The 26429-nt window shown below is 66.7% G+C and carries 23 protein-coding genes; 20 read left to right on the top strand and 3 right to left on the bottom strand.

Features of this window, described 5'->3' with window-relative positions; genetic code table 11:
- The first annotated feature begins 94 nt into the window (after positions 1 to 94).
- Genes ACIPRI_RS21805 through ACIPRI_RS21830 form a run of 6 tightly spaced genes read left to right on the top strand, consistent with a single transcriptional unit; the run spans position 95 to position 5238 of the window.
- Positions 95 to 451, top strand: a complete 357-nt coding sequence (locus tag ACIPRI_RS21805; protein WP_446623580.1) for an STAS domain-containing protein — start codon at positions 95 to 97, stop codon at positions 449 to 451.
- Positions 451 to 885 carry an ATP-binding protein gene (locus ACIPRI_RS21810; RefSeq protein WP_446623581.1) on the top strand — a complete coding sequence of 145 codons (435 nt, stop codon included), beginning with the start codon at positions 451 to 453 and terminating at the stop codon, positions 883 to 885. Before ACIPRI_RS21805 ends, ACIPRI_RS21810 begins: the two co-directional genes overlap by 1 nt.
- A gap of 50 nt (positions 886 to 935) precedes the next feature.
- Entirely contained in the window at positions 936 to 1574 is a 639-nt protein-coding gene (locus tag ACIPRI_RS21815; protein WP_446623582.1) for a hypothetical protein, read from the top strand.
- A gap of 52 nt (positions 1575 to 1626) precedes the next feature.
- On the top strand, positions 1627 to 3504 hold the full coding sequence (locus ACIPRI_RS21820) for an OmpA family protein (RefSeq protein WP_446623583.1): 1878 nt from the start codon (positions 1627 to 1629) through the stop codon (positions 3502 to 3504).
- Between the two features lie 10 nt (positions 3505 to 3514).
- Positions 3515 to 4015: a Rab family GTPase gene (locus ACIPRI_RS21825; RefSeq protein ID WP_446623584.1), complete on the top strand. Its 501-nt coding sequence runs from the start codon at positions 3515 to 3517 to the stop codon at positions 4013 to 4015.
- A gap of 8 nt (positions 4016 to 4023) precedes the next feature.
- Positions 4024 to 5238, top strand: coding sequence for a PP2C family protein-serine/threonine phosphatase (locus ACIPRI_RS21830; RefSeq protein WP_446623585.1), 1215 nt, complete (start codon positions 4024 to 4026; stop codon positions 5236 to 5238).
- Between the two features lie 96 nt (positions 5239 to 5334).
- On the opposite strand, the gene ACIPRI_RS21835 is transcribed toward ACIPRI_RS21830, so the two are convergent.
- The 3 genes from ACIPRI_RS21835 to ACIPRI_RS21845 form a co-directional block, all read right to left on the bottom strand.
- Complete coding sequence (locus ACIPRI_RS21835; RefSeq protein ID WP_446623586.1) at positions 5335 to 6777, bottom strand: serine hydrolase; 1443 nt, start codon at positions 6775 to 6777, stop codon at positions 5335 to 5337.
- A gap of 185 nt (positions 6778 to 6962) precedes the next feature.
- Positions 6963 to 7619, bottom strand: coding sequence for a hypothetical protein (locus ACIPRI_RS21840; protein ID WP_446623587.1), 657 nt, complete (start codon positions 7617 to 7619; stop codon positions 6963 to 6965).
- Between the two features lie 222 nt (positions 7620 to 7841).
- Positions 7842 to 8837: a LysR family transcriptional regulator gene (locus tag ACIPRI_RS21845; RefSeq protein WP_446623588.1), complete on the bottom strand. Its 996-nt coding sequence runs from the start codon at positions 8835 to 8837 to the stop codon at positions 7842 to 7844.
- A gap of 182 nt (positions 8838 to 9019) precedes the next feature.
- On the opposite strand from ACIPRI_RS21845, the gene ACIPRI_RS21850 reads away from it, so the two are divergent.
- From ACIPRI_RS21850 to ACIPRI_RS21915, 14 genes are all read left to right on the top strand, one after another.
- Positions 9020 to 10039: a TRAP transporter substrate-binding protein gene (locus ACIPRI_RS21850; protein WP_446623589.1), complete on the top strand. Its 1020-nt coding sequence runs from the start codon at positions 9020 to 9022 to the stop codon at positions 10037 to 10039.
- A gap of 64 nt (positions 10040 to 10103) precedes the next feature.
- Entirely contained in the window at positions 10104 to 10241 is a 138-nt protein-coding gene (locus tag ACIPRI_RS21855) for a hypothetical protein (protein ID WP_446623705.1), read from the top strand.
- Between the two features lie 20 nt (positions 10242 to 10261).
- Positions 10262 to 11476 carry a fumarylacetoacetate hydrolase family protein gene (locus ACIPRI_RS21860; RefSeq protein ID WP_446623590.1) on the top strand — a complete coding sequence of 405 codons (1215 nt, stop codon included), beginning with the start codon at positions 10262 to 10264 and terminating at the stop codon, positions 11474 to 11476.
- 28 nt (positions 11477 to 11504) lie between these two features.
- Complete coding sequence (locus ACIPRI_RS21865) at positions 11505 to 12107, top strand: TRAP transporter small permease (protein WP_446623591.1); 603 nt, start codon at positions 11505 to 11507, stop codon at positions 12105 to 12107.
- A complete protein-coding gene (locus tag ACIPRI_RS21870; RefSeq protein WP_446623592.1) occupies positions 12104 to 13381 on the top strand; it encodes a TRAP transporter large permease subunit in 1278 nt (425 codons plus the stop codon). The genes ACIPRI_RS21865 and ACIPRI_RS21870 overlap by 4 nt, the downstream gene beginning before the upstream one ends.
- Positions 13382 to 13436: 55 nt before the next feature.
- The gene (locus tag ACIPRI_RS21875; protein WP_446623593.1) at positions 13437 to 16229 is read left to right on the top strand and encodes an endo-1,4-beta-xylanase; all 2793 of its coding nucleotides are present in this window, start codon (positions 13437 to 13439) and stop codon (positions 16227 to 16229) included.
- A gap of 744 nt (positions 16230 to 16973) precedes the next feature.
- Positions 16974 to 17447 carry a (2Fe-2S)-binding protein gene (locus ACIPRI_RS21880; RefSeq protein ID WP_446623594.1) on the top strand — a complete coding sequence of 158 codons (474 nt, stop codon included), beginning with the start codon at positions 16974 to 16976 and terminating at the stop codon, positions 17445 to 17447.
- On the top strand, positions 17444 to 19534 hold the full coding sequence (locus ACIPRI_RS21885) for a molybdopterin cofactor-binding domain-containing protein (protein WP_446623595.1): 2091 nt from the start codon (positions 17444 to 17446) through the stop codon (positions 19532 to 19534). Before ACIPRI_RS21880 ends, ACIPRI_RS21885 begins: the two co-directional genes overlap by 4 nt.
- A gap of 11 nt (positions 19535 to 19545) precedes the next feature.
- On the top strand, positions 19546 to 20487 hold the full coding sequence (locus tag ACIPRI_RS21890) for a helix-turn-helix transcriptional regulator (protein WP_446623596.1): 942 nt from the start codon (positions 19546 to 19548) through the stop codon (positions 20485 to 20487).
- 257 nt (positions 20488 to 20744) lie between these two features.
- On the top strand, positions 20745 to 22964 hold the full coding sequence (locus ACIPRI_RS21895; protein WP_446623597.1) for a TonB-dependent hemoglobin/transferrin/lactoferrin family receptor: 2220 nt from the start codon (positions 20745 to 20747) through the stop codon (positions 22962 to 22964).
- A gap of 43 nt (positions 22965 to 23007) precedes the next feature.
- Complete coding sequence (locus ACIPRI_RS21900; protein WP_446623598.1) at positions 23008 to 24060, top strand: hemin-degrading factor; 1053 nt, start codon at positions 23008 to 23010, stop codon at positions 24058 to 24060.
- On the top strand, positions 24057 to 24446 hold the full coding sequence (locus ACIPRI_RS21905; protein WP_446623599.1) for a VOC family protein: 390 nt from the start codon (positions 24057 to 24059) through the stop codon (positions 24444 to 24446). The genes ACIPRI_RS21900 and ACIPRI_RS21905 overlap by 4 nt, the downstream gene beginning before the upstream one ends.
- 14 nt (positions 24447 to 24460) lie before the next feature.
- Positions 24461 to 25327 (top strand): heme/hemin ABC transporter substrate-binding protein, encoded by an 867-nt coding sequence (locus tag ACIPRI_RS21910; RefSeq protein ID WP_446623698.1) that lies wholly within the window; start codon positions 24461 to 24463, stop codon positions 25325 to 25327.
- 23 nt (positions 25328 to 25350) lie between these two features.
- Positions 25351 to 26388, top strand: coding sequence for a FecCD family ABC transporter permease (locus tag ACIPRI_RS21915; RefSeq protein ID WP_446623600.1), 1038 nt, complete (start codon positions 25351 to 25353; stop codon positions 26386 to 26388).
- Positions 26389 to 26429: the final 41 nt, after the last annotated feature.

The following is a 26429-nucleotide window of genomic DNA, read 5'->3' on the forward strand; positions in this document are numbered from 1 at the left end:
AGCAAGACGCAACGCAGTCACCCAAAAGACGCGACGAATCTTGCCCAGGAGGACGGCCGGCTCGGTACCCATCGACATCGATTGCGGAGACCGTATGGACTTGAGAAGCGAACAGCTTGCCGACGGCATCGAGAAGATCAGCCTGATCGGACGGATGGACAGCCTCGGCGGGCACGAAATCGATCTGCGCTTCGCCGCGCTCGTGGCCACCCGAAAGCTGCTTGCCGTCGTGGACCTGTCTGAAGTGTCCTTCCTGGCGTCCATCGGCATCCGCACCCTCGTCGTCAACGCCAGGGCCCAGTCGCAGCACGGCGGCGGCCTGGCCTTGGCAAACCCCCAGCCCCTGGTTGCGGAGGTACTCAAGATGGCGGGCATCGATTCGATCATTCCGGTTTTTCCGGACGTCGACAGCGCGCGCAGCGCGCTCGCGGCGGCAGCCAAGAGGCACTGATGTCTGCCGCCGACGAAGGTCAGGCAGCCCTGATCGTCGAAAGCGAGTTGCACGAGCTCGCGCGCGTCAGCGCCTGGGTGCAGGACTGGGCCGCGCTCGAACAGCTGCCGGCCCGGGTCGCACAGCGCATCGACCTTTGCTCCACCGAGGTGGTCACCAACGTGATGACCCATGCGGCCACCGACAGCGCCCAGCGCATCTTCCTGCGCCTGGGCTGGCAAGGCGAGGAAGTGGCCCTGGACGTCGAGGACGAGGGCTGCGAATTCGATCCGCGCGAAATGCCCGAGCCGGTGCCCGCCACCTGCCTGCGCGACGCGCACATCGGCGGCTGGGGCATTCCCATCGTGCGCCGCTTCTCCGACGGCCTGCGCTACCGCCATGAAGGCGGCCGCAACTGCCTGACGCTCTTTTTCCGGGCCACGGAAGGACCCTGATGACCGCCACCTCCACCCACCCACTCACTCACCCAACCGAGGAGATTTCGATGGCCACTGCAGCAAAGCCCGTTCCCACCAGCATCGATACCCAAAGCGCGCTGGCCGCCCAGGCCGCCCTCGTCGCCGCCCAGCCCCAGTCCAATGGCAATGGCCAGAGCGAAATTTCCGGCGTCGACAAGATGCGCGAGTTGCTGTTCGGCAACCAGATGCAGGACTACGACAAGCGTTTTTCGGTGCTGGAAGACCGCTTCCAGCAGCGCCTGCGCGACCTGGAGGCCGAGTCGGCACGCAGCCTGACCAGCCTCGAAGCCACGATCAAGAAGCAGCTCGAATCGGTCGCCGGCCAGTTCCGCGAGGAAAAGGACCTGCGCGCCGATGCCGACAAGGAGCTGGAGCGCAGCCTGCGCGACCACAACCAGGCACTGGAAAAGCGCCTGGGCCAGGTCTCCGAGCAACTGGCCCGGCAAGAGCGCGAGTTCACCGATCGCATGGGGCACGAAGTCCAGGCCCTGCGCGACGACATCCGGCGGCGCCAGGAAGACACCCGCGGCACCATCGAGCGGATGTTCTCCGAGCTGAGCAACGTCAAGACCGATCGCAACCTGCTCGCGGGGCTGTTCGTCGAGATCGCCAAATGCCTGAACCAGGACACGACGCCCAAGGGCGCCAACGCAGAGCGCGGTTGACGCGCGCTGCGGGGCAGCGCTCGCCATCGCTGATCGCCGAGGCGGTGGCGCGGTGAACGCACGCCTGTCGCTGGCCTCGACGAACGCGCCTGGCGGCGCGGCAGCTTCTGCGACTTCCTCCGACGAGGATCCGAACCGACGACTCGCCGGCCTCCTGCTGGAGCTGGCGCGCTGCGTCAATCCGGAGATGGCCGCGACACTGCCGCCGCCGCCGCAGGTCGATCCGCGCATGGAGGCGATGCGCGACGTCCTGATGCAGCGCGAGAAGGAGGCCCTGACCAGGCTGCAAAAAAAGATCGACGACCCGCGCGAGTTCGCCGATGCGGTGGGCGCCGTGCTGCCAGCCGCCTTCACGGTGGCGGCCGAGCAGGACGAGCGGCTCGCCCAGGTGATTGCACCCACGGTGGAGCGCGCGACCCAGGCTTCGATCCGCAAGAACCCGGGCACCATGGTCGACATCCTGTACCCCGTCATGGGGCCGGCCATCCGCAAGGCCATCGCCGAGACGCTGGAAGGCACGCTGCAGTCGCTCAACCAGGCCATCAAGTACAGCCTGTCGTGGCGCGGCCTCAAGTGGCGCATCGAGGCCTGGCGCAGCGGCAGCTCTTTTGCCGACGTGGTGCTGCGGCACACGGCGGTGTTCCAGGTCGACCACCTGTTCCTGGTGCATCGCAAGACCAGCCTCTTGATCGCGCACGTGGCGCGGGAGGACGCGGCGGCGCGCGACCCGCAGCTGGTGTCGGCCATGCTCTCGGCCATCCAGGATTTCGTGCGCGATTCCTTCGACGAATCGGCCAGCAAGGACGCGGGCACCCGCAGCATCGACAGCCTGCGCCTGGGCGACCTGCTGCTGTGGTGCGAAGAAGGCCCGCAGGCCTTCCTGGCCGCGGTGATCCACGGCGACCCGCCTCCCGTGTTGCGCACGCGGCTGGTGGAGACGCTGGCGGGAATCCATGATGAATGGCGCGGCGCGCTGGACGAATTCGAAGGCGACTCCGCGCCCTTCGAAGCGGTGGGGCAGCGGCTTTCGCCCTGCCTCATGTCGCAGTCCGCCGAACAGCACAAGAAGATGTCGCCGCTGCTGTGGGCCATCCCGCTGGCATTGCTGCTGGCGCTGGGCTGGTGGATCGGCCAGCGGGTGATGGAGCGCCAGCGCGTCGATGCCTACGTCGCGGCGCTGCAGGAGCAACCCGGCATCGTCGTGATGGCCGCCGAGCGCCGTGGCGGCAAATGGCTGGTATCCGGGCTGCGCGATCCGCTGGCCATGCCGCCTGAAGCCCTGCTTGGAAAAACGCAGCTGGACCCGGCCCGCATCGTCGGCCGCTGGGAGCCCTATCAGGCGTTGCACCCGGTCATCGTGCAAAGGCGCCTGGTGGCAAGCCTGAATCCGCCCGCCACCGTGAGCCTGGCGCAGGACGCGAGCAGCATCCGCGTCAGCGGCAGCGCGTCCCAGCAATGGATCGACAAGGCACGGGCCTTCACGCTGACCTTGCCCGCCGGCGCGCCGACGGTCGATCTCAGCGCGCTCAAGGACGTGCAAGACCCGAACTATCTTCGCTTGCGAGACAGCATCCAGGCCCAGCTCATCCACTTCGAGCACAACGTGCCGCGGCCGGCCGGCCAGGACGGCAAGCTCGACGCCGTGGCGAAGGACATGCGCGAACTGGTGCAGCTGGCGCGCGAGCTGGGCTTCCCGGTCACGGTGACGATCGTCGGGCACGCCGACGCCACCGGCAGGGACACCACCAACCTGGCGCTCAGCGTCGGCCGCGCGGAAGTCGTGCGCTCCATGCTGCGGGCGCGCGGCGTGGACCCGACCTTGCTGGCCGTGCGCGGCGCTGGCCCGCTGGAGCCACTGCGCCCCGGCGCCAGCGAGGACGAGCTGTCGATGAACCGGCGCGTGTCTTTCGTCGTGAGCACCAGCGAATGATCGACTAGCGATGCTGCAAAAGAAGATCTGTCTGCTCGGCGCCTTCGGCGTAGGAAAGACCAGCCTGGTGCGCCGTTTCGTCGACAGCATCTTCTCGGATGCCTACCTGACCACCGTCGGCGTCAAGATCGACAAGAAGGTGATGAGCACGGTCGGCCGCAGCGATCCGATGGCGCTGATCCTGTGGGACATCGCCGGCGAAGACGAAGTGGCGGCCGTGCGCGTGAGCTACCTGCGCGGCGCCGCCGGCTATCTGCTGGTGGTGGATGGAACACGCCCCGAAACCCTGGACACTGCCGAGTCGATCCAGGCGCGCATCGGTGCGGAGATCGGCAACGCGCCCTTCATCGCCCTGCTCAACAAGTCGGACCTGCAGGAAGAATGGGCGCTGCCCGCCGAGCGCATCTCGGCGCTGGAGGCCACGGGCTGGACCTTTGCGCGCACCAGCGCCAAGACGGGCATGGGCGTCGAGGAAAGCTTCGAAGACCTGGCGGGGCGCCTTTCCAAGTAGTGGTCACCATGCTCGACCTCCCGGCGCGCATTTCCGATTCGCTTTTGACGCTGCTGCATGCGCAGCGTGTCGTGGCCCACCTGGTCGTTGACCAATCGCAGAACCTGCGCCAGGCCGGCGGACACCTGGCGCACTATGGGCTGGATGGCCTGCGGCCCGGCGGCTGCGCCAGCGACCAGCTCCCCTTCCTGGAAGGCCTGCTGCCGCTGATGGAGACGCCCTTCCTGATCCGCTCCATGGAGATGCCCAGCGGCCGCGTGGCGGACATCCATTTTTTTGCGGACGACGGCACCGTGTGGATCCTCTTGATCGACGTGACGGCGGAGTACGAGGAAACGCGGCGCGTGCAGCAGAAGGCCTACGACATGACCTTGCTGAGCCAGCGCGAAGCCAGGCTCATCGAGCAGCTCGAGTCGGCCAACCAGGAACTGACGCGCGCCCACAGCGAGCTGGCCGCGTCGCGCGAAGCGCTGCTGCTGGTGCACGACCGCCTGCAGCGGGAACTGCGCGACGCCGAAACGTACATCCGCTCGATCCTGCCGGCACCGCTGTCGCAGCCGCTGCGGGTGGACTGGCGCTTTGTTCCATCGACCGAGCTGGGCGGCGATTCCTTCGGCTACCACTGGATCGACGACGAGCACTTCGCGCTGTACCTGATCGACGTCTGCGGCCACGGCGTGGGCTCGGCCCTGCTGGCGGTGGCGGTTGCCGACACGCTGCGCTCGGAGGCCCTGCCGCGCATCGACTTCCGCAGCCCTGGCGAGGTGCTGACGGCGCTCAACAAGGCCTACCAGATGGAGCGCCACGGCGAGCTGTTCAGCACAGTCTGGTACGGGGTCTTTCAGCACGCCACGGGGCGCCTGCGCCATGCCTCTGCCGGCCATCCGCCGGCCCTGCTGGTCAGCGGCCCGGGCGATGCGGCCGGCGCTGGCCAGTTCCTGCAGGCGTCCGGACCCTGCATCGGCATGTCACCGGCGGCGCGCTACCAGGAAGCGCAATGCACCTTGCAATCCCCCGCGCGGCTCTATGTCTTCAGCGACGGCACCTACGAAATCGGCAGGCCGGACGGCTCCATGCGCGAAGTCTCCGACCTCGCCGAGATCCTGACGCAGCCGATTCGGGCCGGGCAGTCCGAGCTCGACTGCCTGCTGAACCATGCGCGCGAAATGCACGGGCCGGGGGTGCTGGAGGATGACTTCACTATCATCAAGGTGGAGGTCTGAGCGGCGCGCGCCTGGTGCTGCTGCGGGCTGCTGTATGGGCCCCGAACAGTCATACGCGCCCATGTGAGAGCTGTCGCAAGAACCGCCGACATGAAATCAATCGCAAGGCTGAAAGCGTACGCACGGGGGAACGGAGCGGATCGTTCTTAGGGTGTTCTCCCCATCGATGCGCTCGGCTCGGAACTTTACGCTGGCACCCTCGCTCAACCCGGCCAGCATCGCTTTGTCGCGAACGCGGAAGCGCAAGGTCGTGAAGGGCAACTTCAATCGCGGCACGACCTTCAAGTGCACGTATACGCGCGCGCCTCCATCTTCCTCAGTCACGGCGCGAAATGTGGCGAGCGTCTCGACCGGAGCTACTTCCTGTGTCGCTGCAACGGGCGGTGCGAATGCCTCTGCGGGTTCACCGGCGTGCTCCCGGGTCGCAGCCACCACCTGCTGCAGCAGGTACCGTTGCGCACGACCGATGCTTCCGTCGTTGTACTCTCCGGCAGTCATCACGACCACCAGGTCCAGGGATGGGACGATGAACAAGCGCTGGCCACCGTTGCCCAGCGCTCCATGCCAGAGGATCTCCTTGCCGCGGACAAACACATTCCCGGACCACCAGTGGTAGCCGAATTCCTCGCCCGCCGTGCAGCGGGCAAGCAGCGTGCGCACCCAAGCCTCCGGCACAACTTGCTGGCCTTGCCAGCGCCCCCCTTGCACCATGAGCCGCCCCAGCCGCGCCAGATCACGCGGACGCAACCGCAACCCGGTGTATGCCCGTGTGCGGCCGCGCAGGTCCGCTACCCACTCCCAGTCCCGGATGCCGAGCGGCGCGAACAGCCGCTGGCCGGCGTACTCCTGCAAGCTTGAGCCGGTTTGCTCCTCCAGCAGCAATCCCAGCACGGCGGTGAGGCCGCCGTTGTAGTTGAACAGCGTTCCCGGGGGCGCTGCGAGCTGCCTCTCAAACACATAGCGGGCGCGGTCGCCGCGCCAGAGCAGGCCACGCTCGTCATTCATCCAGCGGCCATAGCCGTCGCTCTCGTCCCAGGCCAGACCGCTGCGCATGCAGAGCATGTCAGCCACAGTGATGTGTTCGCGGCCGCCGCTGCGCAGGTCGGCCAAAGCAGGCAGCAGGTCCAGAACGGGCGTGGTGAGCGGAGGGACTGCGCGGCCGCTATCAGCGATGCCCCAGAGCACCGCCACCACTGACTTGGTTACTGAACGGACGTCATGCAGCACGTCCTTGTTGAAATGTGTCTGGCTTGCCCACACAGAGTATGTGGACCGGTCCGCCCCAGTTCGATAGGCATCGACCACCAGCTTGCCGTGACGCTCGACCACGAGACCGTGCCTGTTGCGCGGGCTCTCAAGGAAAGTCTGCACCGCATCACAAAGAAGATCGGGACTGAATCCCGCGAGACGCGGGTCCCGCTCAATGCTCCAGTCGTCGCCGTCCGGCAGGGGTGCCCCGCAGGGCTCGGTTGCAGCCGCCCCTGCAGATAGGCCACAGAGAGCGACGAACACAGCAAGGGCACTGAATCTCAAGCGCATGCAGCTCTCCTCCTTCCGTGGGCGCCGCGTGAGTTCGGCGGAACTACCGGCAATCTATCCCGAGTGCGACGCGGTCGCTCATGTCCGCTTATGGCCGCATCCTGTCACATCCCCCGCCGGCACGGACGGCCCGAAACGTTCCAGTTGGTCAATGTTGCATGTCGTCATGCTTCCGTCCTTCGTAGTCAATTCCCGCCGGCCGCTTCCTTCGAGCAGTTGCCGAACTCGCAACGAAGGGCAAGTGTCTGGCCGGCGGAGCATTGAACGCTGTATCGCTCGAAGCCGGGCCCTTTCTCTTCAAGAACGGCCCGCGGCACGGCGCTGCAGTTCGTGGCCTTTGCAAACTTCTCCGCGACGTACGTATCCAGGCCCGTCTTGCGGGTTGGCAATGGAGGTCCAATTTGCGTGGCGGCGACATACGTGACCGTCACGTTCGGGTCCATGTTCTTATAGCCTTTGCGGGCCATGCAATCGACCAAGGCCGATTGCTGCATCCTCGGCTCCGCGCGCCCGCCGCTCGGATATGCCTCGTCGTACACCGCAGTTGCGATACCCCCGACCAGGGCCGCGCCCATCACCGCCACAGGAAAGACCATGGCCACGCCAATCACGATGACGTCCGAGGTGTCGCTGCCGTACCTCTTGGTGCTCTGCACTCGCGTATTCGACGCTGCGGTCCGGCACGTTTCAACATCCCTCGCAAAGGCATCAGCCTGAACACCCTCCATATCGACCATCGGAGCGTAGGCCGCGCCTGAACCTTGACCAGGCACGGTCGACGGTTGGGTTGCGCAGCCGCAGGCAAGCACGACCGCGCAGATTGCACTCAAGATGTTCTTCACAGGTATCAAGACGGTAGCGATTGTTGCTTGGCCAGCTGTCAATGCGCATGCGCGGAGACCGAGCGCGACAGTCCGCTGTTGGCCGGAATGTGCCGCTTCTCCCGCTCCTCCGACTGTGGCCGACGCGTTTCTTTGAGAAGGTCGCTCGCCATGAGTAGCCCCCCGGACGCGCCGCTGTTGGATGCGCTGAAGACAGCAACCCGCTGGGCCTCGACCGTCTGGTCAACAGGGAGAAGACGCGCGACCCCGTGGCTTAGGCCTGGCACCGGGCGTCGCTCTGTCGGCCAGTGCCGCTTCGGCCTTGGGGTCAGCCATGTTGCGGATCACGTCCATGAACGCCAGTACGGCCGTGCTGGGGGGTTCGCCTTGCAGCGTGATCAGGCCGAAGTCGGGTATGCGGTTGGGGAGCTCGGCCGCGATGCGCGTCAGCAGCCCGCGCCGTACATACTTGTCCACCAGCGCGGCGGGCTGCAGCGACAGCATGGTCGTGCTCTGCATCAGCTCCAGCGCGAACAGAAACGACGGCGTCTCGACGATGCCCGAGCTGAGCGACAGGCCTGTGCTACGGAAGATGTCATCGGACACCTTGCGCAGCGCCGTGGATGTCGGATACAGAATCCACGGCCAATTCGACAGTTCCCTCAGCCCAGGGGCGTTCGGTCCGCGCAGCGGATGGTGGACGCCCGCGGCGATCTGCAACCCTTCACCGGTCAGGTTTTCGTAATGGAACTGGTCGCGCTGAGACTCGTCGGTGAAACGGCCGATCATCACGTCGATCTTGCGCTCGGCCAGCCACTCGATCAGCTGGTCGCTGCTCTGTTCCAGCACCTTCACCACCAGCAGCGGCCGCAGGCGCTGCAGCTCGGCCACCGCGGCAATCAGCAGATGCGCCGCCGCACCCGAGATGGCGCCGATTGACAAATGGCCGTGCCCCCCCTGTTTCAGGGTGCTGAACTCGTCCACGAACTTGCGATGGCCGTCCAGTGTCGAGTGCGCATAACGCAAGGTGAAGAGTCCCAGCTCATTCGGTTGCATGCCGCGCGGCAGGCGATCGAACAAGCGCGCTTCCAGCATTTCCTCGATGTCCATCAACACCTTGGTGGCTGCCGGCTGCGTGATGTACATCTGCTCGGCAGTCAGGCGCAAATTGCGCGTCTTTCCCAGGATGTCGAGGAACTGCAGATGCCGGAAACGCAGACGCGAGACCTGCGCCAGCATCAGAGGTCTACCAGAGGTTTTGCCTGAACTCATCAGCATTTGGAATGGATGCTAGCGAAAAAGTCAGTGGACCGGCAGGGGGCTGTCACCTAGCCTTCGGGTCCATCAAGTACGGCTCCGCAGAGAGCCGGTGCGTCGCGGCAAGGTCGCCGCACTCCGCATATTCCCATTCCGGAGACATCATGAAAATCAGATCATTAGGCTTGACGGCTGCGCTGCTGGCCGCATTGGCCGGCCCCGCTTCGGCGCAGATCAAGGAACACGTGTTCAAGGTCGGCATCGGCCTCAGCGAAGACCATCCGCAGGCGCAGGCGCTGAAGTACTTTGCCGACCAGTTGGCGGCCAAGAGCGGCGGCAAGCTGGTGGCGCGGGTCTACACCAGCGGCTCGCTGGGCAACGACGTCAGCATGACTTCGGCGCTGCGCGGGGGCACGCTGGAGATGACCATTCCCGACAGCTCCACGTTGGTGTCGCTGATCAAGCCTTTCGGTGTGCTGAACCTGCCCTTGACCTTCAACAACGAGCAGGAAGCTGATGGAGTGCTGGATGGCCCCTTCGGGCAGAAGCTGCTGGCCAAGCTGCCCGAAAAAGGCCTGATCGGACTGGGCTTCTGGGAGAACGGCTTTCGCCACGTCACCAACTCGCGTCGTCCGGTGCAGCGCGCCGATGACCTGAGCGGCCTGAAGCTGCGCGTCATCCAGAGCCCGCTGTTCCTAGACACCTTCAACGCACTGGGCGCCAATGCGACCCCCATGCCCTTCACCGAGCTGTATTCGGCGATGGAGCAGGCTGCGGTGGATGGGCAGGAGAACCCGCCGGCCACCATCCTGGCCAGCAAGTTCTACGAAGTGCAGAAGCACCTGGTGCTGTCGCGACACATGTACAGCGCATGGGTGCTGCTGATGTCCAAGAAGACCTGGGACGGCCTGTCGCCCGAGGAACAGAAGATCGTGCAGGACGCTGCGCGCGAAGCCACCCTGTATGAACGCAAGACCATCCGGGCGTTCTCCGACACGGCCTTGGCTGACCTGAAGAAGGCCGGCATGCAGATCACCGAATTGCCACCGGCCGAACAGGCCAAGATGCGCAGCAAGCTGCAGCCGGTGCTGGCCAAGTTCAGCAAGGAGTTCGGCGAGGACACCACCGCCGAATTGAATGCCGAACTGGCCAAGGTGCGCGGCGGCACGACAGCCAAGAAGTAATTCACTTCTCATGGAGGCGGCGCGGCCGCCTTCCATTCACTTTCCTCTTCTCACGACGACGGCAATGGACAACCAAGCAGGTCGGAGCTTTCGCTCGCGCGAATGGTTTGCCGATCCACAACGTTCCGACATGACGGCGCTCTATCTGGAGCGTTTCATGAATTACGGATTGACGTCTGAAGCACTGCGCCACAACCACTGACAACACCAAAGGAAGTCTGAATGACTGCAACAACGACGGCCATGCCGGTGCGCACCGATGGCCTGCACCACGTGCTGCCGCAGGACGGCCTGGCCGGCACGCTCGTGGGTCGTGTCTGGCGTCCCGGCACGCCCGCCGGCCCGGCCGTGGTGGTGCTGCGCCCCGATGGCGTGTTCGATCTGAGCAAGCACTTCGCCACCATGAGCACGCTGCTGGAGACCGACCAGCCGGCGCAAGCCGTGGGTTCGGTCGCCGGCGAGTTCCTGTGCAGCATCGATGTGCTGCTCGACAACAGCAAGGCGGAAGGCCGGGACACCACCGTGCCCTGGCTGCTGGCGCCCTGCGACCTGCAGGTCGTCAAGGCCGGCGGCGTGACCTTCGCCGCCAGCATGATCGAACGCGTGATTGAGGAGCAGGCCGGCGGCGACGCCAGTCGTGCGGAAGGGCTGCGCAGCCAGGTCACGGCCTTGATCGGCACCACCCTGTCCGACATCCGCCCCGGCTCGGCCCAGGCGCAGGCGCTGAAGAACCTGCTGCAGCAGAAGAAGCTGTGGTCGCAATACCTGGAGGTCGGCATCGGGCCCGATGCCGAGGTCTTCACCAAGTCGCCGGTGCTGGCCTCTGTGGGGCATGGCCAGGACATCGGCATCCGCGCCGATTCGTCCTGGAACAACCCCGAGCCCGAGGTGGTGCTGGCCGTCAACAGCCGCGGTGGCATCGTCGGCGCCGCGCTGGGCAACGACGTCAACCTGCGCGACATCGAAGGCCGCAGCGCGCTGCTGCTCGGCAAGGCCAAGGACAACAACGCTTCCTGCGCCATCGGCCCCTTCATCCGCTTGTTCGACGGCCACTTCGGCCTGGACCAGCTGCGCCGCGAGACCGTGCACCTGCAGGTGCAAGGCAACGACGGCTACACGCTGCGCGGCATCAACACCATGACCAGCATCAGCCGCGACCCGGTCGACCTGGTGGCGCAGACGCTGGCCTGCCACCAGTACCCCGACGGCTTCATGCTGTTCCTGGGCACGCTATTCGCGCCCACCGAAGACCGTGACGAGCCGGGCGGCGGTTTCACCCACAAGCTGGGCGACGTGGTCACCATCCACAGCCACTGGCTGGGCACCCTGCGGAACCGGGTGACGCATTGCGAGGCCGCGCCGCCCTGGCGCTTCGGCCTGCGTGCGTTCATCGGCAACCTGGCCGACCGCGGCCTGCTGCAGGGAGCGCGGCTGTGACGGCCGGGCACCTCCTCGGGACAGGGCCATGATCGACGCCGCCATCGATCGGTTCTGCCGTGCCATCGACGTGCTGATCGCCGCCGCACTCGCCGTGATGGTGGTGCTGGTTTTCGGCAATGTCGTGTTGCGTTACGCCTTCAACTCCGGCATCGCGGTCAGCGAAGAAGTGTCGCGCTGGCTGTTCGTCTGGCTGTGCTTCATGGGCGCGGTGACCGCGCTGAAGGAAGGTGGGCACCTGGGCACCGACATGCTGGTGTCTCGCCTGCCGGTGGCCGGCAAGAAGGCGTGCATGCTGCTGGGCCACCTGCTGATGCTGTACGTGACCTGGCTGTTCCTGGACGGCAGCTGGCAGCAGGCCGGCATCAACCTGGACATGGAAGCGCCGGCGACCGGTGCGCCGATGGCCATTTTCTACGCATCGGGCGTGGTCTTCTCGGCCTGCGCCGGCATCCTGCTGCTGCTGCAGCTCATGCGTCTGCTGACCGGCCACATCCGCGAAGCCGAACTCGTGATGGTCAAGGAATCGGAAGAGCAGGCCGAGCTCGAAAACCTGCAGGCCGAGTTCGCGCAGCGGGACCTGCCCCACGCCAACCCTTCCAGCGGCACGCCCAGGGGGGCACGCTCATGACCGTCTTCATCTTCCTCGGCAGCCTCGTCGGCTCGATGGCGCTGGGCATCCCCATCGCCTACGCCCTGCTGGCCAGCGGCGTGGCCCTGATGTGGCACCTGGACCTGTTCGACGCGCAGATCCTGGCGCAGAACTTCATCAACGGTGCCGACAGCTTCCCGCTGCTGGCGGTGCCCTTCTTCATGCTGGCCGGCGAGATCATGAACGTCGGCGGGCTGTCGCAGCGCATCGTCAACTTCGCGCTGGCGCTCGTCGGCCACGTCAAGGGCGGGCTGGGTTATGTCGTGATCCTTGCGGCCTGCCTGTTGTCGGCGCTGTCGGGCTCGGCCGTGGCCGACGCCGCAGCGCTGACGGCGCTGCTGCTGCCGATGATGATCAAGGCCGGGCACAAGGAGGAGGTGTCGGGCGGACTGATCGCGGCGTCGAGTGTCATCGGTCCCATCATTCCGCCCAGCATCGGCTTCGTCATCTTCGGCGTCGCCGCCAACGTGTCGATCAGCAAGCTGTTCATCGCCGGCATCTTCCCCGGCATCATGATCGGCCTCGGCTTGGCGCTGACCTGGTGGTGGGTGGGACGCAAGGAGACGCTGGCACTGCCCCAACGCAAGACGCACGCCGAAGTCTGGGCCGCCGCACGCGAAGCGGCATGGGCGCTGATGCTGCCGGTGTTCATCCTGGTGGGCCTGCGCATGGGCGTGTTCACGCCCACCGAAGCGGCCGTCGTCGCAGCCGTCTACGCGCTGTTTGTCGCCACCGTGGTTTACCGCGAACTGTCGCTGCAGGCGCTGTTCCGCATCTTCGTCACGGCGGCCCGTACCACGGCGGTGGTGATGTTCCTGGTGGCCGCGGCCATGGTGTCTGCCTGGCTGGTCACGGTCGCCAACCTGCCGGCGCAGATGGTGGACCTTCTCCGCCCGCTACTGGACAACCAGACGCTGCTGCTGATCGCCATCATGCTGCTGGTGATGCTCGTGGGGACGGCCATGGACATGACGCCCACCATCCTGATCATGACGCCGGTGCTGATGCCGTTGATCAAGGCTGCCGGCATCGACCCCGTCTACTTCGGCGTGCTGTTCATCATCAACAACTCCATCGGCCTGATCACGCCGCCGGTGGGCACCATCCTGAACGTGGTGGCCGGCGTCGGCCGCATGAAGATGGACGATGTCACGCGCGGGGTGTTGCCGTTCATGGCTGCCCAATTCGCGGTGATGTTCGTCATGATTATTTTCCCGCAGACGGTGCTGGCGCCGCTGCGCTGGCTCTACTGAAGCTCTGAGTGCATTCACGCCGGGGAGAGATTTCTTCCAACCAAAGGAGACAAGCATGCATCTGACCATCGAACGTCGATCTGCGACATGGCTACAAGGCGAAAAGGCGCCTGGCGCCGAGCCACCCAACGAGAACTCTCGAATCTTCGGAATCATCAGGAAGATTGGAACCATGTTCGGCAGACTTGACATCAAGAGTGTCTTGATTGCCGTACCAACCGGCGTTGTGATCGCGAACAGCGCCTTCGCAGCTGATCGGCCTGCGAACCCTGCCGATTGGCCGGCGCTGAAGGATGTATACAAGAACTACTTCCTGATCGGTAGCACCAATCTCGACGCGCGCAACTTCGGCGCCGAGGTGGTGCCGGGCGAAAACTCGGTCGCCGCCATGACCTTGAAACACTTCAACGCGGTGACGCCCAGCAACGCGATGAAGCCGGATTTCTGGAATGGGGGGATGAGCAATCCAACCCCGAATTTCCTTACCAATTTGACCTCGGGCATCAACGCTGACATCAGCGCGGCCAATGCGCGCGGCGTCAAGGTCACCGGGCACACGTTGCTCTGGCACAACCAGTCGGCCCAATGGCCCGCCCCCAACGTCCTGACTGCGAGTGGCGGATGGGAAACGCCGTGGGACTACGCAACCGCGAAGACGAATCTGGAGCATTACGTTCGGACCGTGGCCGGCCATTTCGATCGGGAACCCTTCAAGGCCTACTCCTGGGACGTCGTCAACGAAGCGTTCAAAGACAACCCCGACAACCCCGCCGACTGGAGGAACGCCCTGCGAACCGGTTACAGCCCCGAGGAGCGGCCGTCCCGATGGGCCCAAGCCTATTCCAAAGGTGGGAAAAGCTGGGACTACATGTATGACGCCTTCTACTACGCGCGCCAAAACACGACGGCGATCCTGAACTACAACGACTTCAACGACAACGAGCGGGCCTCGAAGGCCACCGCGATCGCTGCGATGGTCAAGGAATTCAATGAACGGTATGCAGCTGAATCGGCCGCAGGCAAAGGGCGGGTACTTCGGGATGCCAAGGGGAATCCCAGGCCGCTGATCGACGTCATCGGCACGCAGGGGCACTGGGACATGAGGCTCAATATGGACGCCTTCGAGAAGACCATCAAGACCTATCTCGAAACCGGGGCGAATGTCGATCTGACCGAGCTGGATCTCGCGCCAACCCTGGGTCTGGACAAAGGCCAGCGGATTCAGAATGGCCCTGAAATGGAGGCCCTGTTCATGGAGCAGGGCATCCAGTACGCGAAACTTTTCAGCCTGCTCAAGGAGTACGCCGCCGGCCCGGGAGGCCGTCACCCCGAGTACAAGGGGGGCGTGCACCGGGTGACCTGGTGGGGGATGACGGACCCGGGCTATCACACCAACGGGTATCCGTGGTCTGGAGTCGGCCGACCGAAGGAGGCGTACTGGGCCACGACGAACCCGGAGCAGTACCTCATCGATGCGGGCTTGCCGCCGAACGGCGTCACCGCGACTTTCAGCTATGGCGGAGAGTCCTTCAAAGCCAGGACCTGGGGCGGCAAGAACGCTCAGGCGATGCTTGACATCAACGTGCCGGTTGAAACGAAGAACGTCGTCTTCACCGCTGGCAACGTCTCCCTGCCCTCGGGGTTTGCCGTTGAGAGCATGAAGTTCAACCCGCCCGACTGCGCTGTGGTTCCCGGCAAACCCTGCCATGTGACGGTGACCGCAAGGGGGCCCGCACCGGCAACTGCCTATGCGGAGAACACGGCGACGTTCGTACTGTCCTTTGGAAAGATGACCGTCGGGTGGATGGATGCCGCCAACGCGCTGGAAGCACCCCTCTCCTATGCGGAAGTTCGCTTCAGTGACGGCGTGACCCCCTTCAAGCAGTACATGACCTCCTATGGGAGCGACGGCATGGCGAGAGCGTCCGGCGTCGCGGGAACGAAGGCTGTGCCCAAACATGGCCGCAGCACGCTCATCCTGTCACCACGAGATCCGATCGCCAACCCGTTTGGACTGCGGTTGCACAAGCATGCGGCGACGGAGAAAGCCTGGCGACTCGTCACGAGATTCGAGCCCGGGAGGACGTACATGGTCGTGTCCGGGGAGTCGGCTTTTGACGGACAGACGCAGGCCGCTGCCTTGACCAACAGAAGCAAGCCCGCGACGACGGTTTCGCCGGAATCGCTATCGCGCACGCCTGTCATCCTCCGTGGCGACACCCTTCTGCCATTGCGCAATTTGAATGCGCCCGCGAGTGAACCCGCTCTGGCCCAGGACAACCTCAAATTCGTCTTCGAGGAGGCGAAGAGCCCTGCCGCAGGACCGTACGCGGCTCAGGAAGGGCACACGATGCAGAGCTTCATCCATGGCACCAATGCCTACCCGCACGTCGTGTTCAGAGGCAACGGAGCGAATGGCACCGTCGTGGCGGGTCAGCATTCGCTGATCACGCGACAGACGAATGGCCAAGAGGGTTCGCAGATCGCTGACAGAGCGTTGGATCAGGCGGTATGGTTCAACACGCCCATCGACCAGAAGACCGGCGAGATGAAGATGTTCCTGTATACCGACAAGGACGGCGTCAAGCAACATCATGTTCTGAAGGAAGTGGCCGATGGCCAGACGCCGAACAGGGACGCCGGGAACGCCATCAGTCAGCGGCAGGCGTCCGTTGGCGGGTTCGTCGCCATGCAGTCGAAGAGTCCCAAGGAGGGGACGAGTGTCAAGCTCTACGCCTACGACATCGAGCTCGCGCCGGGCAATGCGACGCCGCCGACGACGACGGAGCCCTCCCCGCCGCCGCCGGAGATGTCGATCGCCTTCCCATTCAGCAGAAGCGTGCCATAGCGAGGTGACTCACGCCGATGGTGTCCGTCCAGCACCCCCGGCGACGGATCCCGTCCCCGCAATCACGCTGTTGCGAGCGCGGCACGAATGTCCGCTGGGCGGCGAACTGGAGAGCGGCGGCGAATGACGGGTTCTGGCCGACTGTAGCCCGTCACCGCTGGGCGAGCTCAGGGCTAACCGGCCTACAGCGGACGGCAAAGGCGCCCGAAAGCGGCCGTTGGATCCTCCCTGCACCTGTGCGCCCGCGGAACTGTGAAGAAGCGAAGGGTGCAACTTTGAAAACGTCGCGCGTACGCTGTTGATTTTCGTGGGGTGGCAAGTGCGACAACCTTGGAGGAACTCAGCTGGGCACGAGCGACTTCCTTTGCTTCTGCGCGTGTGCTCGGACAGTGTCTTGTCCTTCGCTCCAGGGTAATTTTGCGCGTCGTCACTTCTTGCTCCCGTTCACGAACTCCATTGCGATCTCTTTCCACTCTGCGTCAAATCGGTCGTACAGCCGACCTTCCTTGAAGGCAGATCTCGAACCACTCGCTCCTTGAGCACGCCTCCGCTCGTGCGTGATCGTCGGCATGCCGGCATCCAGGCGTCGGTCCATGGGCAAGTAGTCATCCGAACCGCGCTGCGAGGGCGCGACGCTGCGCGTCACCCGCATTGGCATCGCCGGTCCCTGGCGCATTCGTTCAAGACGCCGCCGCCGCGCTGCGCGAGCATCGCGCCCAGTCTCAACGACGAAAGGAGCAAGCGATGCAGCTGCTTGTCAACAACCAACGGTGCGATGTGGCCGCCACCTGGCATGACGAGAGCCTGCTGTGGGTGCTGCGCGAGGCGCTCGCTCTGGTGGGCTGCAAGTACGGCTGCGGCCAGGGCCAATGTGGTGCCTGCACCGTGCTGATCGACGGCGAGCCGCAGCGCGCCTGTCTGCTGCCGGCGCGCGGCGCCGAAGGGCGCAGCATCACCACCATCGAAGGTCTGGCCCCCGCGGGCGCGCTGCACCCGGTGCAGCAGGCATGGGTGGACGAGGCGGTACCGCAGTGCGGCTACTGCCAGTCCGGGCAGATCATGGCCACCGTGGCGCTGCTGCGCCGCCAGCTCGTGCCCGACGCCGCGGCCATTGATGCGGCACTGGCGGGCCACCTGTGCCGCTGCGGCACGCAGCAGCGCGTGCGGCGTGCCGTCGAGCGTGCGGCGGCGGCCATGGACCCCGGAGGCCGTTCGTGAGGCGGCGTGGCTTCCTGGGGGCCACCGCCGGACTGACCGTGAGCTTCGGCGCGCTCGCGGCCGGCTGTGCCGCGATCCCAGTGATTCCCAAACGCCCGATGCCCGAGCCCGGCGACGCGCTCGGCTGGTTGCGCCATCGCGAGGGCCGCTTCGAACTCTTCGTGCCCTGCGCCGAGATGGGCCAGCACGTCGGGCCGGCGCTGCGCCGCATCGCGGCGGTCGAGCTGGGCGTGGCGGCCGATCGCATCACGCTGCGTTCGCCGTCCAGCCGCGACATCGGCCGCGTGAAGGCCACGGTGGGCAGCGACTCGCTGAAGGACTTCGCGCTGCCGCTGGCGCAGGCCTGTGCGAGCTTGCGTGAAGCGCTCGCGGCCGGTCGCAACGAAGGACAGATCGAGGCGGCTCCGTGGCCACGCGAACAGTTGCGCAGCCTGCGCGTCGGCGTGGCCTCGGCTGCGGAAGGGGAACGCACCGACCTGCGTGCCATCGTCACCGGTGCGCCGCTGTACACGGCCGACATGCGCCTGCCCGGCATGGTCTACGGCCGAGTGCTGCGCGCGCCGGTGTCGACCGAGCTCGTGTCGCGGCCCGAGAGTTGGAACGAAGCGGCGGCGCGCCGGCTGCATGGCTTCGTGGCCGTGCTCGCCGACACGCGTCTGCGCCACGCCAACAGCCTGGGCCTGGGGCTGGTAGCGCAGACACCGGGGGCGCTCGATCGCATCGAACAGGCACTGGCGGTGCGTTGGCAGGTCGAGGGTGGATTCGAGCCTTCGCAGATCGACGCCACGCTCGACGTCGACCGCCACCTGGCGCGTGGCGACCTGCGCCACCGCCTGCGGCGCGATGCGCTGGAAGCGCAGGATCCCTGGACCGTGGACCTACGCATCGACGTGCCGTTCGCCGCCCACGCGGCGATCGAGCCGCGTGCCGCGCTGGCCCATGTCGAGACCGACGCGGCGGGCGACGAGCGGCTGCACGTCCACACCGGCACGCAGGACCTCTTCTATGTGCGCGACGTGCTGGCGCGCCGGCTGGACCTGGCGGTTGAACGTGTCGTGGTGCAGGCCTGCCGCATCGGTGGCGGGTTCGGCGCACGCACGCTGGTGCTCGTGGAACTGGAGGCCGCCGTGCTGGCGCGGGCCGTGCGGCGCCCGGTGAAGCTGATGTGGACACGCGCGCAGGAGTTCGCCCAAGGCTTTCATCGGCCGCCATCCAGTCATCGCGTACGCGCACGGGTCGCAGACGGGCGCATCACCGACTGGTGGCATGCCTTCACCAGCAGCCACATCCTGTTCACGCCGGCAGCGATGCCGGCCTGGATGCAGCGGGCGGCCGATTTCGTCGGCGACCAGGGCGTGGCTCGCGGCGCGGCGCTGCCCTATGCGGTGCCCCGCCAGCGTATCGAGTTCGATGCCTTGCGGCTGCCGGTGCACGGCGGGCCCTGGCGCGGCCTGGGTGCCGGGCCGAACGCGCTGGTGGTGGAGACGGCGGTCGACGCCTGTGCGCGGGCGGCCGGCAGTGATGCGTTGGCGTTCCGGCTGGCGATGACCGAAGACCTGCGCCTGCAGCAGGTTCTGCGTGCCGTGGCTTCCGACGCGCACTGGGAGCCGTCGCGATCCGGCAGCGGAACCGGTGGCGCACGACGCGGCCGCGGCCTGGCCTGTGGCGTGTACAAGGCCGGCAGCCGGGTGGCAGCGGTGGCCGATGTCGAGGTCTCGCCCGCAGGGCAGGTGCGCGTGACGGCGCTGTGGTGCGCGCACGATTGCGGTGTGGTCATCGACCCCGAGGGCGTGCGGGCGCAGGTCGAAGGCTGCCTGGTGTGGTGCCTCGGGATGGTGCTGGTCGAGGCCTTGCCGCTGCGGCCCTCCGGCGTGGCGGCCTCGGGTTTTGCCGAATCGCCGATTCCGCGCATCGATCAGATTCCGCGCATGTCGGTGCGGCTGATGGATTCCGATGCCGAGCCCACGGGTGCCGGCGAGAGCGCGATGACGGCCGGCGCAGCCGCGATCGCCAATGCCGTGTTCGACGCCACGGGCCGGCGGCCGACCCGGCTGCCGCTGCAGCCCGAGGTGCTGGCAGCGGCCTGATACTTCCGCGGATGGACGACTTCGCCAGTGCGAGCATGCTGCGCCTTCTGCTGCGGGCGATGGCCGAGGCAGGCCTGGCCCCACCGCTGCCGCTGCCCGATGCCGCACGCGTGCCGCTGCAGCACAAGCAGCAGGTGGTGTCGTGCATCGTGCGCGCCGGCGGCCTGACGCTGTTGCTGAGGCTGGCGCAGCAGGTGCAGCACATCGAAGGCGAGCCTTTGCACCGGGCCCTGATTGGCGCGCGCGATCCGGACGACTTCCTCGCCCGCTGGCAGCGCCTGGAGCGCTACGTGCATGCCAGCCACCGCGTGCTGCCTCGACGACGCGGCGCCCGCTCGCTGCTGCTCGAGCACACGTCGCGTGATGCCCAGCCGCCGATGGCGGCCGAGAGCGTGGCGGTGCTCGGGGTGTGGATCGGCGCGCTGCGGGCGATCGGAACCCGTGGCTTGCGGGTGAAAGTCACCGGCAAAGTGGTGCATGGCGACGGGGCCACGGAAGCCTGGGTGACGGCGCCGACGCAAAGCTGGCAACTGCAGTGGTCGCCCAGGGCCGAATCACCCGAGGCCGATGCCCACGCGGCGAACGCGAACAGCCACTCGGCCATGCCGCCGCTCGACGGCCCGCTGCCCTGGCCCGAGCCCGCGGCCGAACTGGCTCGCTGGCTGGCCCGGGCCCCGCCCGCCGCACCGCGCGTGGGGGATGCCGCCGCGGCGCTGGACCTGCCGCTGCGCACGCTGCAGCGCCGGCTGACGACGGCCGGGATCAGCTTCAGCGACTTGCTGGGTGAGGTGCGTGTGCGCCAAGCCGCGGCCTGGTTGGCGCGCGGGGGGCCGACGCTCGCCGAGATCGGGTTTCTCTGCGGCTATGCCGACCAGGCGCACTTCACCCGCGAATTCACGCGGCGCGCCGGCCTGCCGCCGGCGCGCTACCGGACGGCGGCCAGCATTCAGTGACGGTGCGCGTGGTGCGCGTCGGGCACGTGCGGATGCGCGTGCCGCAGCGGGTCGACAGATCTTTGATGACCTGTCTCAGACATTGATGGCAAGGCAGGCCGTGCATGCCGCACAACAGAACCGTCATGGTTGTAAATGCGAACAGTTCTCATATACTTGAGCGCTTCGGCCTTGCCCGAATGACCATGCCAGCCAGATAGCCGCCCCCATGGGCAGATCCAGCTAGCAGTTTGAACAACTGTTACCTGGATTGACACGTGGCTCCTCCTCCCTTGCGCGCGCCGGACCTCCGGCTTCGACTTCTTCCCTGGCTCATCGGCAGCAGCGTCTTCACCACTGGCGCCATCGCGCAGGAGCGCACCCAGGTCGCCCTCAACGAAGTGGTGGTGAGCGGCTCGCGCTCCGAGCAGAAGAAGGACGACGTGCCGGCCAGCATCGAGGTGCTGGACCGCAAGGACATCGAAGAGCAGCAGATCAACGACATCCGCGACGCGGTGCGCGACCTGCCCAACGTGTCGGTCAAGCGGGCGCCGGCGCGCTTCGGCCTGGCCACCGGCAACACCGGCCGCGACGCCAATGCAGGCTTCAACATCCGTGGCCTGGACGGCAACCGCGTGCTGCTGCTCACCGACGGCGTGCGCACGCCGCGCAGCTACGTCTTTTCCGCCAACGCCTTCGGCCGCGACTACTTCGACATCAACCTCATCGAGCGCATCGAGATCCTCAAGGGCCCGGCCTCGGCCCTGTACGGCTCGGACGGCATGGCCGGCCTGGTGAACATGATCACGCGCAGCCCCTCGTCCTTCCTGCAGGACGGCGCCAGCTTCGGCGGCAGCGCGAGCCTGGGCTACAGCGGCGACGACAACGGCTGGCACAGCGGCGTCTCGCTGGCGGGCAAGGCATCGGACACGGTGCAGTGGCTGATCTCGGCCAGCGGCAGCAAGACCCACGCGCTGGAGAACATGGGCACCAACGATTCGGCCAACGTCGACCGCACCACGCCCAATCCAGAGCGCGACACCAACCGGGCGCTGCTCGCCAAGGTGATCCTCACGCCCACAGCCGGGCAGACGCACGGCTTCACCTACGAGCACGTGGACAAGAAGTCCGACTACGACATGCTCAGCGGCCGCTCCAAGCCGCCGCTCACATCGACCTCGGTGATCAACCTGGAGTCCGAGACCAAGCTCAAGCGCGACCGCCTCACCTACGACGGCCGCGTGCGCGTGGACAGCGCGCTGGCCGACACCCTGCAGGCCGTCGCCAGCTACCAGAAGGCGGGCTCGCGCGAATACGCTTTCGAAGACCGCTACACCGCGGCCGACCGCGTGCGCGACGTCACCTACGACGAAGACACCTGGCAACTGGTACTGCAGGCCGGCAAGCTGGTGCGCACCGGCCAGGACTGGGCGCACAACATCACCTACGGCGTGGACTTCACCCGCACCGACGTGAGCAATCTGCAGACCGGCCTCACGCCGCCGGCTGGCGAGACCTTTCCGCTCAAGCGCTTCCCCGACACACGCGAAACCAGCTCGGCCTTCTACATCCAGGACGAACTGATCCACGAGCGCTGGAGCATCACCCCGGGCGTGCGCGTCGACCGGTTCGACATCGACGCCGACCAGACCGGCTTCAACGCACCGGCGGCCTCGCTGTCGGGCTCGGCCGTGTCGCCCAAGCTGGGCGCGCTGTTCCGCGCCACGCCGGCCGTCAGTGTGTATGGAAACTACGCCACCGGCTTCAAGGCGCCCAACGCCTTCCAGGTCAACAACTTCTTCGAGAACGTGCAGGCCGGCTACAAGACCATTCCCAACCCGAACCTGAAACCCGAGAAGAGCCAGAACTTCGAGCTGGGCCTGCGCGGGCGCACCGGCATCCTGAACTTCGATGTGGCCGCCTTCACCGGCGACTACAAGGACCTGATCGAGAACGACCGGCTGGTGGGCGGGCGCGGCATTCCGCGCGTCGATCCGCTGATCTTCCAGTCGGTCAACATCGGCAAGGCGCGCATCAGCGGCTACGAGTTCAAGGGCGAATTCGACTTCACCGACAGCGGCCGCGGCTTCTCGGTGCCCTTTGCCTACGGCCACACGCAAGGCACCGACCGCAGCAACGACCGGCCGCTCAACTCGGTCGACCCCGACAAGGGCAGCATCGGCCTGAAGTACAGCGCCAGCGGCTGGAGCGCGCGCATGGACGTGGTGCACTACGCCGCCAAGAAGCGCGACGACGTGGACCCGACGGAGCTCACCACCGGCCAGCAGTTCCTGCCGCCGGCCGCCACCACGCTGGACCTGAGCGCGCAGTGGCGCATCCGCAAGGATCTGCGCCTGTCCATGGCGGTGATCAACATCACCGACAAGAAATACTGGCGCTGGCCGGACGTGCGCGGCCTGGCCGCCAACTCACCGGTGCTGGACGCCTACACGCAACCTGGCCGCACGTTCAACGCGACCCTGGTGGCGGACTTCTGAGCGCCATCGCCCATCAAGCCATCGACAAGGAGCATTCACTGCCATGAACACCCACGAAATTCAGGAACGTTTCGCCGAACTGCGCGCCGCCGGCAAGCGCCACAAGGACGCCGCCAAGGCCATCGGCATCAGCGAGGGCCAGGCCATCGCGGCGCATGCCGGCGCGGCCGGCCCTGCCATGCAGGCGACGCCGCTGCGCGGCCCCTGGCTCGGCCTTCTGCAAGGCCTGGAAGCCTGCGGGCCGGTGCTGGCCCTGACGCGCAACGAATCCACCGTGCACGAGAAGACCGGCGTCTACCAGAAGCTGTCGGGCAGCGGCCACGTGGCGCTGGCGCTGGGCGAGGAGATCGACCTGCGCCTCTTCTTCAATCACTGGCATGCCGGCTTTGCGGTCACGGAAGGCGCGAGTCTCAGCCTGCAGTTCTTCGACAGGCATGGCCTGGCGGTGCACAAGGTGTTTGCGCGCGAAGCCACCGACCGCGATGCGCTGCAAGCGCTGATCGGCGCCCATGCAGACCACGTTGGCCAGCCGGTGGCCTTCGAGCCGCCCATCGCCAAGACGCCGCCGCGGCCCGACGGCGCGATCGACGCCACAGCCCTCTCGGGCGCTTGGGGCCAGATGAAGGACACGCACGAGTTCTTCGGCCTCTTGAAGAAGTTCGACGTGGAGCGCCAGCAGAGCTTTCGGCTGACCGAAGGCGCCTTCACCCGGCGCGCCAGCAAGTCTGCGGTGCGCGACCTGCTGCACGAGGCGGCCTTCGACGGCACGCCCATCATGGTCTTCGTCGGCAGCCCCGGCTGCATCCAGATCCACACCGGCCCGGTGCAGCGCATCGAGCCGATGGACGTGCATGGCATGCAATGGCTCAACGTGCTGGATCCGGGCTTCAACCTGCACCTGCGCGAAGACCTGATCGATGCCGTATGGGTGGTCGAGAAGCCCACCAGCGACGGCGTGGTCACCTCGGTCGAGGCCTTCGACCAGCAAGGCGAGCTGATGGCCATGTTCTTTGGCGCCCGCAAGCCCGGCAAGCCGGAGCTGGAGGCCTGGCGCGGCATCGTGAAGAAGCTGCCAACGCAGGAGGCACACGCATGACGGGCAATCTCAAGAGCGTCGAGATCAAGGCCTTCGTCCCGAGCCAGGACTTCGAACTCTCCAAGCGCTTCTACAAGGACCTGGGCTTCACCATGGCCTCCGACGGCGGCGGCATCGCCTACTTCCACCATGGCAATTGCGCCTTCCTGCTGCAGGACTACTACGAGAAGGCCTTTGCCGAGAACCTGCAGATGCACCTGCTGGTCGAAGACGTGCAGGCCTGGTGGCTGCACGTGCAGGACAGCGGCATCGCCGCGCGCTACGGCGTGCGCGTGACCTCGCCGGTCGAGCAGCCCTGGGCCATGATCGACTTTGCGCTGGTCGACCCGTGCGGCGTGTGCTGGCGCATCGGGCAGAACATTCCGAAGAAGGGAGAGCAGCCTTGAGCGCGCGGCCCTTCATGATCGAGCGCCGCGATGCCCTGCGGGGACTGGCTGCGGCGGCCGGTGCGCTGGCCCTGCCCTCGCTTGCCCAGAGCAAGGCGATGCCGCGCCTCATCACCATCAGCGGCGCCGTCACCGAGGTGGTCTATGCGCTGGGCGCGGAAGGCCAGCTGGTGGGCACCGACACCACCAGCCTCTATCCGCCGGCAGCGCAGAAGACGGCCAAGGTGGGCTACATGCGCCAGCTGTCGGCCGAAGGCCTGCTCTCGCTCAAGCCCGATGCGGTGATCGCCACCACCGAATCGGGCCCGCCGGTGGTGCTCGACCAGTTGCGCAGCGCCGGCGTCAAGCTGGCGCTGATCAATGCCGACCACAGCTGGGGCGAAGTACAGCAGAAGGTGCAAGCGGTCGGCCGCGCCGCCGACCGGGTGGCACAGGCCGGCGAGCTGCAGCGCCAACTCGATGCGCAATGGGCCGAGACGCAGGCGCGCGTGGCCACAGCAGCGGGCAGCGGCAAGCGCAAGCCGCGCGTGCTGTTCGTGCTCTCGCATAGCGCCAGCCCGCAGGTGTCCGGCGAGAAGACCGCCGCCCATTCGGTGATCGGCTTTGCCGGCGGCGTCAATTGCCTCTCCGGCTTCCAGGGCTACCGGCCGATGACGGCCGAGGCCATGGCCAGCGCCGCACCGGACGTGATCCTTAGCAGCAACCAGAGCATCGAGGCGCACGGCGGCGTCGAGCGCTTCTGGCAGCGTCCGGAACTGGCGCTGACCCCCGCCTACGCCAAGCGCTCGCTCGTCACCATGGACGCCCTGCTGCTGCTCGGCTTCGGCCCGCGGCTGCCGGCGGCCGTCGGCCAGCTGCACCAGCAATTGCAGGCCACATGAGCGCTTCGGCAACGTCTGCGGCGATGAGCAAGCGCCTTCCACCGCGCACCGTGATGGCGGCCGGTTGCGGCCTGCTGCTGCTGGCCTTCGCGCTCGGCGCATCGTCCGGCGCCTACGCCATCAGCACCGCCCAGCTGTGGGAGGTGCTGGTCGATGCCTGGCGCGGCGTGGTCGAGCCGACGCCGCAGCACCTGGTGTTCATGAACATCCGGCTGCCGCGCCTGGTACTGGGCATCGCGGCCGGCTGCGGCCTGGGCATGGCCGGCGCGCTGATGCAGGGCTTGTTTCGCAACCCGCTGGCCGACCCGGGCCTGATCGGCATCAGCAGCGGCGCCGCGCTGGCTGCGGGCGTCACCATCGTGCTGGGCGCCTGGCTGTGGCCGGTGCTGCCGCGCACCCTGGGCAGCTGGACCCTGGTCAGCATGGCCTTTGGCGGCGGCTTTATCGTGACCTTGCTGATCTACGCGCTGTCGCGCAGCGACGGCGGCACGCGCATGGCGTTGATGCTGCTGGCCGGCATCGCCATCAATGCGCTGGCCGGCGCCGGGCTCGGCCTGCTGAGCGTGATGGCCACCGACGAGCAGCTGCGCAGCCTGCAGTTCTGGCTGCTCGGCAGCCTGGGCGGCGCGCGCTGGAGCGCCGTGATCCTGGTTGGCGTGATCGTGCTGCTGGCCTGCGCCGCATCCCTCACCCTGGCGGCGCCGCTCAACGCGATCGCGCTGGGCGAATCGCAGGCGGCGCTGCTGGGTGTCGACGTCGAGCGGGTCAAGCGCCGCGCCATCCTGGTGACGGCCTTCGCCGTGGGCGCCGTCACGGCCACCACCGGCATCATCGGCTTCGTCGGCCTGATCGCGCCGCACTGGGTGCGCATGATCGCCGGGCCCGACCACCGCATCGTGCTGCCCGCCTCCGGCCTCCTCGGCGCCGCGCTGGTGCTGGCCGCCGACACGGTGGCACGCACCGTCATGGCCCCAGCCGAACTGCCGCTGGGCGTGCTCACGGCCTTCATCGGCGTGCCGATGTTTCTCCTGATGCTGCGGCACTACCGGAACCGGATATGAGCGCGCGCCGGACCGCTCCAAGCAAGCTCGCACCCCCTCGG

The sequence above is a fragment of the Variovorax sp. LARHSF232 genome, assembly GCF_052871435.1.

What these genes read in the sequence shown, in the direction of transcription:
- ACIPRI_RS21805 (WP_446623580.1), top strand. Translation starts at nt 95, where the DNA reads ATGGACTTGAGAAGCGAACAGCTTGCCGACGGCATCGAGAAGATCAGC.
- ACIPRI_RS21810 (WP_446623581.1), top strand. Translation starts at nt 451, where the DNA reads ATGTCTGCCGCCGACGAAGGTCAGGCAGCCCTGATCGTCGAAAGCGAG.
- ACIPRI_RS21815 (WP_446623582.1), top strand. Translation starts at nt 936, where the DNA reads ATGGCCACTGCAGCAAAGCCCGTTCCCACCAGCATCGATACCCAAAGC.
- ACIPRI_RS21825 (WP_446623584.1), top strand. Translation starts at nt 3,515, where the DNA reads ATGCTGCAAAAGAAGATCTGTCTGCTCGGCGCCTTCGGCGTAGGAAAG.
- ACIPRI_RS21830 (WP_446623585.1), top strand. Translation starts at nt 4,024, where the DNA reads ATGCTCGACCTCCCGGCGCGCATTTCCGATTCGCTTTTGACGCTGCTG.
- ACIPRI_RS21835 (WP_446623586.1), bottom strand. Translation starts at nt 6,777, where the DNA reads ATGCGCTTGAGATTCAGTGCCCTTGCTGTGTTCGTCGCTCTCTGTGGC.
- ACIPRI_RS21845 (WP_446623588.1), bottom strand. Translation starts at nt 8,837, where the DNA reads ATGCTGGCGCAGGTCTCGCGTCTGCGTTTCCGGCATCTGCAGTTCCTC.
- ACIPRI_RS21850 (WP_446623589.1), top strand. Translation starts at nt 9,020, where the DNA reads ATGAAAATCAGATCATTAGGCTTGACGGCTGCGCTGCTGGCCGCATTG.
- ACIPRI_RS21855 (WP_446623705.1), top strand. Translation starts at nt 10,104, where the DNA reads ATGGACAACCAAGCAGGTCGGAGCTTTCGCTCGCGCGAATGGTTTGCC.
- ACIPRI_RS21860 (WP_446623590.1), top strand. Translation starts at nt 10,262, where the DNA reads ATGACTGCAACAACGACGGCCATGCCGGTGCGCACCGATGGCCTGCAC.
- ACIPRI_RS21865 (WP_446623591.1), top strand. Translation starts at nt 11,505, where the DNA reads ATGATCGACGCCGCCATCGATCGGTTCTGCCGTGCCATCGACGTGCTG.
- ACIPRI_RS21870 (WP_446623592.1), top strand. Translation starts at nt 12,104, where the DNA reads ATGACCGTCTTCATCTTCCTCGGCAGCCTCGTCGGCTCGATGGCGCTG.
- ACIPRI_RS21875 (WP_446623593.1), top strand. Translation starts at nt 13,437, where the DNA reads ATGCATCTGACCATCGAACGTCGATCTGCGACATGGCTACAAGGCGAA.
- ACIPRI_RS21880 (WP_446623594.1), top strand. Translation starts at nt 16,974, where the DNA reads ATGCAGCTGCTTGTCAACAACCAACGGTGCGATGTGGCCGCCACCTGG.
- ACIPRI_RS21890 (WP_446623596.1), top strand. Translation starts at nt 19,546, where the DNA reads ATGGACGACTTCGCCAGTGCGAGCATGCTGCGCCTTCTGCTGCGGGCG.
- ACIPRI_RS21900 (WP_446623598.1), top strand. Translation starts at nt 23,008, where the DNA reads ATGAACACCCACGAAATTCAGGAACGTTTCGCCGAACTGCGCGCCGCC.
- ACIPRI_RS21905 (WP_446623599.1), top strand. Translation starts at nt 24,057, where the DNA reads ATGACGGGCAATCTCAAGAGCGTCGAGATCAAGGCCTTCGTCCCGAGC.
- ACIPRI_RS21910 (WP_446623698.1), top strand. Translation starts at nt 24,461, where the DNA reads ATGATCGAGCGCCGCGATGCCCTGCGGGGACTGGCTGCGGCGGCCGGT.
- ACIPRI_RS21915 (WP_446623600.1), top strand. Translation starts at nt 25,351, where the DNA reads ATGAGCAAGCGCCTTCCACCGCGCACCGTGATGGCGGCCGGTTGCGGC.